This is a genomic window from Carnobacteriaceae bacterium zg-84 (assembly GCA_013874835.1).
Lineage (GTDB): Bacteria > Bacillota > Bacilli > Lactobacillales > Aerococcaceae > WM01.
On the sequence record CP059430.1, the window covers coordinates 651,286 to 664,254 of the forward strand.

At 32.4% G+C, this 12,969-nt stretch carries 12 protein-coding genes; all 12 read left to right on the plus strand.

All coding sequences use genetic code 11. The features are described 5' to 3' along the window. Window positions 1-25 precede the first annotated feature (25 nt). Window positions 26-1,534: an ABC transporter ATP-binding protein gene (locus H1220_03215; protein QMI86371.1), complete on the plus strand. Its 1,509-nt coding sequence runs from the start codon at window positions 26-28 to the stop codon at window positions 1,532-1,534. Continuing rightward, window positions 1,531-2,586: an ABC transporter permease gene (locus H1220_03220; protein QMI86372.1), complete on the plus strand. Its 1,056-nt coding sequence runs from the start codon at window positions 1,531-1,533 to the stop codon at window positions 2,584-2,586. The genes H1220_03215 and H1220_03220 overlap by 4 nt, the downstream gene beginning before the upstream one ends. Continuing rightward, window positions 2,583-3,506, plus strand: coding sequence for an ABC transporter permease (locus H1220_03225; GenBank protein QMI86373.1), 924 nt, complete (start codon window positions 2,583-2,585; stop codon window positions 3,504-3,506). The genes H1220_03220 and H1220_03225 overlap by 4 nt, the downstream gene beginning before the upstream one ends. Window positions 3,507-3,557: 51 nt before the next feature. Further along, complete coding sequence (locus H1220_03230) at window positions 3,558-4,091, plus strand: YitT family protein (GenBank protein ID QMI86374.1); 534 nt, start codon at window positions 3,558-3,560, stop codon at window positions 4,089-4,091. A gap of 10 nt (window positions 4,092-4,101) precedes the next feature. After that, on the plus strand, window positions 4,102-4,875 hold the full coding sequence (locus H1220_03235) for a nucleoside phosphorylase (GenBank protein QMI86375.1): 774 nt from the start codon (window positions 4,102-4,104) through the stop codon (window positions 4,873-4,875). Window positions 4,876-4,895: 20 nt separating this feature from the next. Continuing rightward, window positions 4,896-5,636 carry a GntR family transcriptional regulator gene (locus H1220_03240; GenBank protein ID QMI86376.1) on the plus strand — a complete coding sequence of 247 codons (741 nt, stop codon included), beginning with the start codon at window positions 4,896-4,898 and terminating at the stop codon, window positions 5,634-5,636. 398 nt (window positions 5,637-6,034) lie between these two features. Continuing rightward, the gene (gene ylqF, locus H1220_03245) at window positions 6,035-6,901 is read left to right on the plus strand and encodes a ribosome biogenesis GTPase YlqF (GenBank protein QMI86377.1); all 867 of its coding nucleotides are present in this window, start codon (window positions 6,035-6,037) and stop codon (window positions 6,899-6,901) included. Then, a complete protein-coding gene (locus H1220_03250) occupies window positions 6,901-7,683 on the plus strand; it encodes a ribonuclease HII (protein QMI86378.1) in 783 nt (260 codons plus the stop codon). Before ylqF ends, H1220_03250 begins: the two co-directional genes overlap by 1 nt. A 57-nt stretch (window positions 7,684-7,740) precedes the next feature. Beyond that, complete coding sequence (locus H1220_03255; protein ID QMI86379.1) at window positions 7,741-8,553, plus strand: DNA-protecting protein DprA; 813 nt, start codon at window positions 7,741-7,743, stop codon at window positions 8,551-8,553. A gap of 63 nt (window positions 8,554-8,616) precedes the next feature. Next, complete coding sequence (locus tag H1220_03260; GenBank protein QMI86380.1) at window positions 8,617-8,970, plus strand: YlbF family regulator; 354 nt, start codon at window positions 8,617-8,619, stop codon at window positions 8,968-8,970. A gap of 39 nt (window positions 8,971-9,009) precedes the next feature. Then, the gene (locus H1220_03265) at window positions 9,010-10,215 is read left to right on the plus strand and encodes a DNA repair exonuclease (GenBank protein ID QMI86381.1); all 1,206 of its coding nucleotides are present in this window, start codon (window positions 9,010-9,012) and stop codon (window positions 10,213-10,215) included. Between the two features lie 18 nt (window positions 10,216-10,233). After that, on the plus strand, window positions 10,234-12,966 hold the full coding sequence (locus H1220_03270) for an AAA family ATPase (protein QMI86382.1): 2,733 nt from the start codon (window positions 10,234-10,236) through the stop codon (window positions 12,964-12,966). Window positions 12,967-12,969 lie beyond the last annotated feature (3 nt).

A 12,969-nucleotide genomic window follows, 5' to 3' on the forward strand; every position in this document is an offset into this window, starting at 1 on the left:
CCTCTCGTGTAAAGGAGGAAATAAAATGGCTTATGCTATTGAATTAAGAAACATTACAAAACAGTTTCCCGGAGTATTGGCAAATGACAATATTACTTTAAAAGTTGAAGAAAATACAGTCCATAGTATTTTAGGAGAAAATGGTTCAGGGAAATCAACATTGATGAATGTTTTATTTGGATTACATAAAGCTGATCAAGGTGAGATTTATATCAATGGACAAAAAGCTGTCATTCACAATCCAGAGGATGCCTATAGATATGGTGTCGGAATGGTACATCAACATTTTATGTTGGTAGAACAAATGACTGCTTTGGAAAATATTATTTTAGGAAAAGAAGTCGGTAACTTTTTTATTGATAAAGAGCAATCTTATAAGGAAGTCAGTGCATTAGTTGAAAAATATGGTTTCCAATTAGATTTGAATGAAAAAGTTGCGAATTTATCTATCGGTATGAAGCAAAGGGTAGAAATATTAAAAACATTATACCGAGGTGCTGATACTGTAATATTAGATGAACCGTCTGCTGTATTGACCCCACAAGAAGTATTAGAATTATTCGATATGATTCGTTCATTAAAAGAAAAAGGAAAAACAATTATTTTTATCACACATAAACTTAATGAGATTATGGAAGTAGCCGATACAATTACGGTTATAAGACGTGGTAAAGTCATCACGTCTATTGATAAAAATAGTACAAATACGGAAAAATTAGCGAATGCTATGGTGGGACGCGATGTCACGATTATTCAGTCGGTTGAACAAGAGATACAAGGTGATGTCGTGTTAGAAGTGAATGCGTTACCACTATTATCTCATACGAATAAAACAGTGTCATTTTCTATTCGAGCAGGTGAAATTTTTGGTGTAGCAGGTGTTGAAGGAAATGGACAACTTCAATTAGAAGAGTCAATTGTCGGATTGATTAAATCATCAGAAAATCAAGTGATGTTTCATCAACAAGATATTGGTCAATTAAATCCGGCTTCACGGAAAAAATTAGGGATTGGATATATTCCATCAGATCGCTTTAAACGTGCTATTTTACCAGATTTTTCTGTTTTAGAAAATATTCTATTAGGTTTTCAAGATAGTGAGCCGTTTGTGAAAAATGGAGTTGTTCAAGAAAAAGAATTGTATAAGTATAGCAACGAATTGATCGAAAAATTTGATATTCGTTTACCAAATGCATCTGTACCAATTAAAACATTATCTGGTGGGAATCAGCAAAAAGTTGTTGTTGCCAGAGAAACGAGTAGACATCCTAAATTAGTAGTGGCTTGTCAACCAACTCGTGGATTAGATGTTGGTGCGATTGAGTTTATTCATGAAACATTATTAAAACTACGTGATGAAGGAAAAGCGATTTTACTCATTTCGGCTGAATTGACAGAAGTCATGAATTTAAGTGACCGTATAGGTGTGATGTTTGAGGGAGAATTCCAAGATATTTTAACGCGTGATGCATTTGATCAAGAGCATATTGGAAATCTTATGGCAGGAAATAAGAAAGTAGGTGAATCATCATGACTAAAAAAACATTTATGAAATATTCGATATGGTATGACTTATCAGTATCTTTATTTGCGATTGTTGTGGCATTAGTCATTGGTGCTATTGTTATTGCTGTTATGGGAGAAAATCCTGTTAAAGTTTATCAATCATTGCTAGCAGGAGCATTAGGTAGCCCTCGTGATATTGCCAATACAGTAAGTAAAACCATTCCGCTCATTTTTACAGGTTTAGCTGTTGCTGTAGGTTTTAGAAGTGGTGTTTTTAATATTGGGGCAGAAGGGCAATTAACTTTTGCTGCTATGGTATCTGTTATCGTTGCTTTAGCCATGCCAAATATGAGCCCGTTCATTGCTTTACCAATTATTTTTATCTCTGGTATTTTAGCAGGAGCATTGATCGGTGCTATTTCAGGTGTTTTTAAAGCTGTATTTCAAATAAACGAAGTAATTGTTGCGATTATGTTGAATTATATCGTTAAACATTTTACGTCATTTTTAGCAAACGGTCCTTTAAAAGCACCTGGTACTGTGGCACAAACAGAAATGATTGCTGAATCGTTTCAATTACCAAAATTGTTACCAAGAACACAACTAACAAGTGCTTTATTTATTGCTTTAATTGTTGTAGCAGCTATTTATATTTTATTATGGAAAACGAGTATTGGTTATAAAATTCGTGCCGTAGGTTCTAATAAATCAGCTGCACAAGCAGCGGGGATAAATAGTAAAGCAACTATGATTTTTGCTATGGCACTTAGTGGAAGTATCGCTTCTTTAGCAGGTATTACCGAAGTGTTAGGAAAGCAGTATCGTTTCATTGAAGGATTTTCTCCTTCGTTTGGCTTTACAGGAATTGCAGTTGCTGTTTTAGGGAAAAATAATCCTCTTGGTGTTATTTTATCAGCTTTCTTATTTGGTATTATGGATAATGGTGCTTTGAGAATGAGCCGTGAAACAGCTGTTTCAAGTAGTATTATAGTGGTTATTCAAGGTTTGGTTATTTTATTCATTTCAGCACCTAAAATTATTAGTTTTGTATCGAAAAGAAAGGAGATGATTAAAAAATGAATCATGTCACATTTGTACTCGATATTTTGTATCTTGCTATTCAACTATCTATTCCCATTGTATTAGGTGCTTTGTGTGGAACTATTGCGGAACGTAGTGGTGTTATTTTACTTGGTGTAGAAGGATTGATGTTATTTGGTTCTTTCTTTGGTGTATTAGGCGTATATTTAACAAATAATCCTTGGATAGGTGTCATAGCCTCTATTGTAATTGGTGGATTGATGGGATTATTGTATGGTGTATTTGTTTTACGTTACCGTGCCCAACAATCAGTTGTAGGTGTTGGTTTTAATTTTCTAGGAAGTGGTGTAACGGCTGTATTATTAAAAATGATATGGGATGCAGAAGGATTATCAACAACTGTTCAAACTGTTCCTACAGTTACTATTCCTATTTTGAGTGATATTCCGTTTATAAACCGTTTGTTCTTAGATCAAAGTCCATATTTGTACTTTATGGTTATCATTGTCGCAGCGACATATATTATCATGTATAAAACAAAAGTTGGTCTACGTTTACGAGCAATGGGAGAAAATCCTTATGCAGTACAAACTGCAGGTATTTCTGTAAATCGTTATCGCTATATTGCGTTGATGATAAGTGGAATGATTGCAGGTCTTGCCGGTTCTTTCTTATCTATTTCACAAAATAATTTATTTGTAACAGATATGGTTGCCGGAAGAGGATTTATGGGATTAGCGGCAAATATTTTTGGTGGATGGCATCCACTAGGCTCACTAGGTGCAAGTTTTATTTTCTCAACAGCGCAAGCAGTGCGTTTTAAATTAGTTGATGCAAGTATTCCAACGCATTTAATATCGCTTTTACCATATATGACGACATTATTTGTATTGTTAGTCGTTGGATTAAAATCAAAAACACCAACAGCTCCAGAGGGACTTGGAAAGTTGGTGGACTAAAGATTGAGTAAAACTAGACAATATATATACCTAATCACTGGACTATTGGTGATGAGTTTAGGAATAGCGCTTTTTCTAAAATCTGGGCTAGGAGCTAATCCGTTAACTACTTTTACTAATGGCGTTTCTTTAACAGTAAACATTAGTGTGGGAACTGCTTCTCAACTAATTATGTTATCGTTATTGATTGTTGTGTTTGCTTTAGATAAAAGCCGCATAGGAATAGGGACAGTGATAAACGGGGTATGTGTTGGCATATTTATTGATATGTTTATGAAATTACCACTTGAAGCAACTCATTGGAGTATACAGTGGATACTTTTGATAATAGCTTGTGTGCTATTTTCAATGGGGTTGGGCTTATATGTATCATCTAATTTAGGTGAAGGAACAGTCGATGCTTTTATGATTATTATTAAAAATAAATGCCATGTTCCAATAAAAATTGCTAGAATTATTTTAGATATGATTTTAGTAGGATTAGGATTTTTATTAGGAAGCAATATTGGAATCGGAACAATTATAGGTATGGTAACGACTGGACCAATAATGAATCAAACAATGAAATATATAAAGAAAAAGTGAGGTTATGATAATGGACGAAAACATGAAAATGTTACATATTGCATTAAAAAAAGGAGATGTAGGAGAGTACGCTTTTTTACCTGGTTCTCCAGAACGTGCATTAAAAATATCAAAATATCTTGAAAACAGCGAAAAAGTTGCACAAAATAGAGAACATACAACATATTCTGGATATTTAGACGGTGTAAAAGTAACCGTTACATCAACAGGTATGGGAGGCCCATCAACAGCCATTACAGTTGAAGAATTGGCTAAATTGGGTGTTAAAACATTTATACGTATAGGAACATGTGCTTCTGTTTCTCCAAAAGTGAAGAGGGGGGATGTTGTTATTCCTAATGGATGTGTTAAAATGGAAGGAACAAGTCTACATTACACACCAGTTGAGTTTCCAGCTGTTCCGGACTATTATTTATTGAAAGAACTTGAAAAGGCAGCAATTAAGTTGGGGTATGAATATAATATTGCACCGTCTATTACAAAAGATTCTTTCTACACACAAACAGAGCCTGAAACAAAACCAGTTAGCTATGAGTTAATTAATAAGTGGAATGCTTATGAGCGAAGTGGTGCAACAAGTACAGAAATGGAAAGTGCAACATTATTTTCTGTGACAGGAACAATAGAAGGTTGTCGTTCCGCAACAGTACTTGTTTCTGCGACTAATTATAAAAATTATAGTTCAGATGCAAAAACATATCCTGGTGATTTAGAAGAGCGTGCGATCTTAACTGCTATTGAAGCAATGAAAGAAGTCATTAAGGCAGATTCGCAACAAAAATAAAAAATACAGGAGTTTATATTATGGTAAAAGAACAAACAGAAGTATCTAAATCAAAAGTCCCTTTATATGTCAGTGCTTATGAAACATTATATAGTTTGATGGCAGATGGGCATTATTTACCAGGAGATAAACTCCCGAATGAAAACGAATTGGCTAAAATGTTAAACATTAGTCGAGGTACTTTACGACAAGCGTTACTTCTTTTTCAAGAAGACGGACTTATCATTAATAAACATGGCTCGGGTAATTATGTCACAGAAAAAATTGCTAAAACATCAGAAGGTTTAGAAAAAAAGACCGTTATTTGTGATCGCTTTTCGAGAGAAAAAGGAAAATGGACACTGACAAATATTTCTTATCAACCTGCAACTAAAATTATTAGTGAAACTTTGCGTATTGATAATGAAAAGTTGGTTGTTCTCTTTGAATTGATTTATTGTGTCGATGATAAGAAAATCAGTTGCATGGATATATTTTTACCGTATGATATTTTACAACATGAAAATATATCATTAAATAATTATGATGACATGCAAACGTTCATTTTTAATTATATTGCCCAAAAGACAAATGAGTCTTATGTTGATTTGCGTGTTATTGATGTTAGAAGTCGTATCGCAAAACGATTAGAGATTACAGAAGGCAGTTCATTGTGTTGTTTTTATGAAGTAATGTATACAGAAATGGGCATACCAACTGTTTATACAAAATCATATTGTGTACCGTCTGAATATAATTTTTATATTCATTCTAAAAGATAATATTCTTTTAAAAAGATTGAATTTTGATTTTATTATATTGAGAAAAATTTTGGTAGGAATGGATCATATTCATTCCTACTTTTTGGTGTTGATGGCTTCCAAAAGGAAGCTATCAACACCTTTTTATTATTTTATAGTGTTTATAAAGTTTTATTGAAATAGAGGCATAGAAGATTTTTTAATCATACGTTATTTTTCTTAGTGGGAGAAAAGTACAAAAAGATTTCTTGTTTTTATTAACTCATATTATTTGACAGAGAACTTTTTTATGTTTAGAAGATAGTTTCAAAGAATACGTTAAAAATACGACTATCCTATTTGTTTTTATTTTCCTTTCCTAATAACATAAGCTATAATAAACAAGCGTAGATGAAACAGTAAATAAAGGAGTTGCAAATATGAGCACAATTCAATGGTTTCCAGGGCATATGGCAAAAGCCAAGAGGGAAGCAATCGAGAAATTAAAATTAGTGGATATTGTCATTGAATTATTGGATGCCCGCATTCCTTATTCAAGTCGTAATCCGATGATTGATGAGATTGTGGGTGAAAAAAAGCGTCTTGTAGTATTAAATAAAGTTGACTTAGCTGATGACAAACTCACAAAAGAATGGGTATCCTATTTTAAAGAACGAAGTATTGATATTTTAACTATTTCTGCAAAAGACGGAAAAGGATTAAAACAAATTCAAGAAAAACTGAAAGACATGATGTCTGAAAAGTTTGAAAAATTACGTGCAAAAGGCTTGAAATCACGTCCGATTCGATTGATGATTTTAGGTATCCCAAATGTTGGAAAATCAACGTTAATCAATCGCTTTATTAAAAAAAATAAAGCTGTGACAGGTAATAAACCGGGAGTAACAAAAGGACAACAATGGTTAAAGTTAGGAACAGAATTTGAATTGTTAGATACACCGGGGATTTTATGGCCGAAGTTTGAGGATGAAAGTATTGGGAAAAAATTAGCCTTAACAGGTGCCATTAAAGATACGATTCTTCAACTAGAAGATGTGTCTTTATTTGCGATTGACTTTTTTGCTCGTTATTATCCTGAATCATTCAAAAAATCATTTGGTTTAACCCAAGAAAACTTAGACTTACCAAATGCAGAATTATTGATGTATATGACGGAACGTATGGGACTAAAAGACGATTACGATAAAGCAAATGAAAAAATTATTTTTGATATTAGAAGTGGCAAATTAGGTGGCTATACATTGGATCATGTATCGGATATGTTATTGGAAGAAGAGGATATGTAATGACAAAATGGACAACGTCGCAAATTAAGGATGCATTGAACAGTATACAACATAAACAGGATATACCTGTGGAATGGTATCAAGATGAGAGAAAAAGTGTTCAACAGGCGTTAAAAAGTTGGGAAGACAAGCTAGTAAAATTCAAGAAACTTCAAGAAAAATTAGATAGTATGCTATCTTTTGAAAAAGCATTGACAAAAAATGGATACAAAGCTATTGCAGGAATTGATGAAGTTGGACGTGGACCACTAGCAGGACCAGTTGTTGCAGCGTGTGTTATGATGCCAATGGATACCTTTATTTTATCAGTGAATGATTCAAAACAATTATCTGAGAAAAAAAGAGAGAAATTATATAAAGAGATTATGGCAAATGCAATTAGTGTTGGTATTGGCATTGTTGAACCGAATGATATTGATACATTAAATATTTATCAAGCAACAAAAGTAGCTATGCAACAAGCCGTTGATAAAATGTCAATAAAACCAGATTTCTTATTGATTGATGCGATGACATTAACAAATGATTTACCACAAGAAAGTTTGATTAAAGGTGATGCAAGAAGTTATAGTATTGCCTGTGCAAGTATTATCGCTAAAGTAACACGAGATAGAATGATGTGTGAGTATGCTCAACACTATCCACATTATGCTTTTGATAAAAATGCTGGATATGGCACAAAAGATCATTTATTAGGTTTAGAAAAATATGGTATAACGCCTATTCATCGTAAAAGTTTTGAACCGATTAAAACGATGTTAAACAACAATTTTCACCAATAAAGTGAAAATTGTTGTTTTTTGCATATATAGTATATAAAAAAGAAAAGGAGAAAAGAAATGTTTCAAGATGTACTTTTACTTTTTATTCATGCGTCTTACGGTACTTGGAAAGACGGTATTGATTTGGTGAAGTGTCTATTACACTATCAACATATACAAACAGCCATTTATCATGTGTTGGATAAACAGAAAGCACAGCAGTTTTTAGTTGATTTAAAGCAGATTGAACAGATTAGGGCAATGTATCAACAACATCAAATAAAAATTATAACGATTTTTGATAGTGTTTATCCGATAGATTTATTACGAACACGTAGACCGCCTCTCGTTTTGTTTTGTAAGGGACAGATTGATTTGCTTAAGGATAAAAAGATAGGTGTTTTTAGTTCTAGGTATTTTGATCACTATGGTGAACAAGTGCTTTCAAATGTGTTAATGAAAAGTCATTATGACGTATTTGTGAGTAGTTTATGCGACAAGCATATTGGTCAATTATATGAACAAACGTTAATAGCACATAAAAAATGTATTGCTGTTTTGGCAACAGGTTGTGATGTGTCCTATCCTTTAAAATATATTTTCTTACAAAGACGCTTACAAGAAAAGGGCTTGATTATTACAGAATATCCGTTAGGAACATTTTTTAATAAACAAGTATTAAAGCGACAAATGGAGTTAGTTGTAAGTTTGTCGGATAAAATCTGTGGTATTCAAACTTGTTCACATCATATTGCGGTTGAGTTTACACTCGAGCAAGGAAAATCTTTATTTGTACCACCGCATTCATTATTTTTAAAACAGGGTGATAATCAACTCATAAAAGAAGGTGCTATTCCATTATTAAGTCCAACAACATTAAACGAGGAATGAGAGTACCTATTTAGTTGTGTTTATGGTATAATTTTTTTATAAAGGACATTTTTGGAGGTTATTATGACACAAAATTTATATGATATTGCTAACGAATTGGAACGTGCTTTACGTGTATCAGAACCAGTGAATGCATTAAGAGAAGTAATTCAAAAAATTGAAGGAAATGCACAAGCAAAAGAACAGTTTGAAGCATTTAAAGCATTGACAGAAAAATTCCAAACAATGCAAATGACAGGTACACAGCCAACAGAAGAAGATTTAAAAGAAGCTGAGGAAGTATCTAAAAAAGCACAAGATAATGAATATATTATGGAATTGGTGAAAGCTGAGCAAACATTAAGTGTTCTTATGGAAGACTTAAATCGTATTATTACAAAACCACTTTCAGAATTATATCATCCAGAGAACGCATAGTTCTCTTTTTTCTTACAATATGGAACGGAAAGGTACTGTATGAGTATTCAATTTTTACACATTTCAGATATACATTTGGATAGTCCATTTCATCATATTCGTAATATTTTTCCAGAGTTGATGATAAAATGCCAAGAGGCGAGTAAAATATCTTTTCAATATTTGGTAACGTATGCTATTGAACAGCAGGTTGATATTGTGGTGATTGCAGGGGATAGTTTTAATAGTGTATATCCAAGTGTGTCTGCACAGTTATTTTTTAAGGAACAATTACAGCGATTAGTGGATCATCATATTCAAATTGTGCTATGCCATGGAAATCACGATTATGTACGTCTGCCTAAAATTGTTGCTTTGCCAGAGAAAGTGTATGTATTTGATGAACATGTTGAAACATTTGTTTTAACGACAAAATCTCAAGAAAAAGTAGCCTTTAGTGGTTTTAGTTATCATCATGTACATGTGCAAGATAGAAAAGTAACGCATTATCCAGTACGGTTTTCAAATGTTGATTACCACGTAGGTGTGTTACATGGTGCATTAGAAAGTATCGCAACAGAAAAGGGATTGTATGCACCTTTTTCTTTAAGTGAATTAAACAGTAAACACTATGATTATTGGGCATTAGGACATATTCATAAACGATCTATTTTACAAGAAAAGCCTCCTATTGTATATGCTGGTAATATTCAAGGATTAAATTGCAAAGAAACAGGAAAAAAGGGAGCATATCTTGTGACTTTAGACAAAGGCAAAGAGGCAGTACTTGAATTTATTCCTGCGGAAACAATTTTATGGGAACATGTGACACTTTCGTTATCTGAATGCTCTACTGTAGAAGATGTGCAATCTTTACTAAAAAAAGAGGAAATAACATCTTCACAGCAAACAAAAATTATATCGATCGACTTCATAGAGCATGCACATATTCCAGAAGAATTACGACAATTTTTACAAACAGATGAGGCATTACAAGTGTTATCACAAAACGCTATGTATATATATCGTTTAACATTTTTATCATCCCATACACATACATTAAATTTAAATGTATCCATGGAGAAAAAATGGGGGAACATACAACAATATGGTGTTGAAAATAAAGAGTATCAGACGGCTCTGCAATCATTGTTTAAAAATACAACGATAAGAACGCTCTTTCCTGATTTATTACATGATGATGTCTTTAAAGAAGAAGTTTTCTCAAAAGCAATAAATACTGTTGAACAGCAGATAAATCATTAAAGAGAAAGGAGGTAATTCATGCGTCTGTCAAAATTACATATATATGGATATGGGAAATGGAGTAATAAAATCATTGATTTAACGGAAGATTTGGTGGTTTTTACAGGTCATAATGAAGCGGGTAAGTCCACTTTACAATCGTTTATTAAGAGTATTTTATTTGGATTTCCAACAGCACGTAAAAAGGATATTAACCAATATATTCCAAAAACAGATACGCAATATGGTGGACAAATTGTACTAGAAGATACCCAATATGGAACGGTTATTGTTGAACGAGTTAGACAGTTAAAAGGTTCAGCCAGTGGCATATTAACAATAAAAAATGAAAAAGGTGATACACTTCCAGATAATGTATTAGATGATATATTAGGGAATGTCACACAAGATATTTATGATAGTTTTTATGCACTACAATTATCTCATTTACAAGAGTTGACAAAAGTAGATGCCAATGATTTAAATCGTTATTTTTTAACGATTGGTACAAGTGGTAGTGATACATTGTATCAATTAAGAGATATGTGGCTATCTAAAGCACAAGGATTGTATAAACAATCTGGAAGCAATCCATTACTCAATCAAAAATTAACATTATTGAAAAAACTAGATGAAAAATTACAATATTTACAAAATCAACAAGAAACCTATGCACAATTATTAGCGGATAGACAAGACGTTTTATCTTCTAAAGAAGAATTATTTCAAAAAGAAACAGCATTGAAACAAGATATTCAATCCATTGAAAAAGGACTTGCACTATATGGCATATTAGTAGAATCTCAACAAATAGAATTAGAATATGGACAGTTTAAATCAGTTTCGATACCGGAGCATGCGAAAGAAACATTGCAGAAGATTGATGAACAAATCGCTTATTATGATAAACAGCTTGGGACATTAAAACAACGTACAGTGAGTGCAACACAAGAAGTTGATTTAACTTGGTACAAAGAACAGGCACATTTGATTAAACAGACCATTCAATTATTGCCAAAAATTGAACAGTTTATGCAAGTATTATTAAAGTCTGATTATGAAAAAAGTGTGAAAGAAGATGCTTTGTTATTAGAATGTCAACGTTTTGATATAGATAGACTACCAAATGAGGCTTACCAAAAAGATGATACATTTGAAATGCTGTGTCAAGAAGAGGAAGCTATTTCACAAGAAAGAATCCCTTTAGAAGAACAAATAAAAACTCTTAAACAACGTTTGTTAGATAAACAAGATCGACTAGAACAACTTAGAAAATCACCTATTTCTAGACTGAAACAAGAAAAACCAAGTGCGATATGGTGGATAAGTGCTTTGTTTGGATATATTTTGAGTATAATTGCCTTTGTTTTTATGCCTGTTTATATTGGTATATTAGTAGCCGTTTTAAGTAGTGGACTAATAGCATATTTTGCGGTAGAGCAACGGCATTATTATCAAGCAAAAAAAGAGCAGGATACAAAAAAATACTATATTAACGAACAAATAAAAGAAGAAGAACAGCGTCTAAATATAGAGGTAACAGCTTTAAAAGATTTACAGAATGAATTGCGTTTATTGCAAGATAAACAACAAATCTTTGAGAATAAAGCTATATCATTTAAACAAGCCTATGCTATACCTGAAGTACTTTCTTTGAAGCAGTTAAAATCTCTTGACTATGCATATGACTTAAAACATTCTCTTGAGAATATTCAAGCTCAACAAGATATGTATCATCAACAAGTTCAAAAATGGTTAGCTTCTTTTTCATTTTATGAACAACAGTATCCATTACTCGAAACAGATTTAGATGATGTGTCGCATTTAAGACAAGTATTAACAAATTTTAAAAAATATGTTGATACAATGAATATTGTCGTTGCAAAAGAGCATCAAAAATCAGAACAACAAAAGCAATTAGCTTATGATATAGCAACTTTAAATCAAGAAATCACACTTTTAAAAACGAATCGTCAGCATTTATTGGATGAAGTAGGTGTAAAAGATACAGCAAGTTTTTATGAAAAAGTCATGTTGTATGAAAAAGCAAAACGTTTTTTAGATAGACAAGTACTTTTACAAGAGCAATTACAATCTTCGACGGTGGATTTAAGTGTCTATGCAGATAAACAAGCTATTGAAGAAAATCTCCAACAAAAACAGGTATATTTAAACGACATAATACGTCAGCAAGCTGATGTTTATAAACAGTTGGCATCTGTTGAGGAGAGCATGAAGCGATTAGAAAAGGATGGGGAGTACACACAAGTTTTACAAGAATATACATCGTTAAAAGACGAGGTGTATGACTTGATGAGTGAGGTTGGAAGTTATTTGTTGTCAGCAAGATTCATTGAAATGTTGTTGAGTGTTGGTACTTCGGGACATTTAGATGATTTATTAGTTGAAGCTTCGAAACTATTTGCAAAGCTGACACATCAACGTTATGTTGCATTAACCTTTGATAAAGAAACAATTCGAGTGGTTAAGGCAAATAGCGATGTTTATTTATTACATGAATTATCGCAAGGAACTTTGGAACAATTATATGTTTCTCTACGATTTGCTTTTATTCGATATATTTCAAGCCGCTTATCCTTACCTGTTTTGATTGATGATAGTTTTGTGAATTTTGATAAAACAAGATTGACTGTTGTATACGAGTTATTAGAAGATTTGTCAAAAACAAATCAAGTCTTGTATTTCACATTTGATACAGATATAGAAAATCAATTAAAAGAAAAGGTACAAATAGAAAGATTACACGCATAGATG

Bases quoted from the DNA above. Each gene is read 5' to 3' on its own strand.
- H1220_03215 (QMI86371.1), top strand. From the start codon at position 26: ATGGCTTATGCTATTGAATTAAGAAACATTACAAAACAGTTTCCCGGA.
- H1220_03220 (QMI86372.1), top strand. From the start codon at position 1,531: ATGACTAAAAAAACATTTATGAAATATTCGATATGGTATGACTTATCA.
- H1220_03225 (QMI86373.1), top strand. From the start codon at position 2,583: ATGAATCATGTCACATTTGTACTCGATATTTTGTATCTTGCTATTCAA.
- H1220_03230 (QMI86374.1), top strand. From the start codon at position 3,558: ATGAGTTTAGGAATAGCGCTTTTTCTAAAATCTGGGCTAGGAGCTAAT.
- H1220_03235 (QMI86375.1), top strand. From the start codon at position 4,102: ATGGACGAAAACATGAAAATGTTACATATTGCATTAAAAAAAGGAGAT.
- H1220_03240 (QMI86376.1), top strand. From the start codon at position 4,896: ATGGTAAAAGAACAAACAGAAGTATCTAAATCAAAAGTCCCTTTATAT.
- ylqF (QMI86377.1), top strand. From the start codon at position 6,035: ATGAGCACAATTCAATGGTTTCCAGGGCATATGGCAAAAGCCAAGAGG.
- H1220_03250 (QMI86378.1), top strand. From the start codon at position 6,901: ATGACAAAATGGACAACGTCGCAAATTAAGGATGCATTGAACAGTATA.
- H1220_03255 (QMI86379.1), top strand. From the start codon at position 7,741: ATGTTTCAAGATGTACTTTTACTTTTTATTCATGCGTCTTACGGTACT.
- H1220_03260 (QMI86380.1), top strand. From the start codon at position 8,617: ATGACACAAAATTTATATGATATTGCTAACGAATTGGAACGTGCTTTA.
- H1220_03265 (QMI86381.1), top strand. From the start codon at position 9,010: ATGAGTATTCAATTTTTACACATTTCAGATATACATTTGGATAGTCCA.
- H1220_03270 (QMI86382.1), top strand. From the start codon at position 10,234: ATGCGTCTGTCAAAATTACATATATATGGATATGGGAAATGGAGTAAT.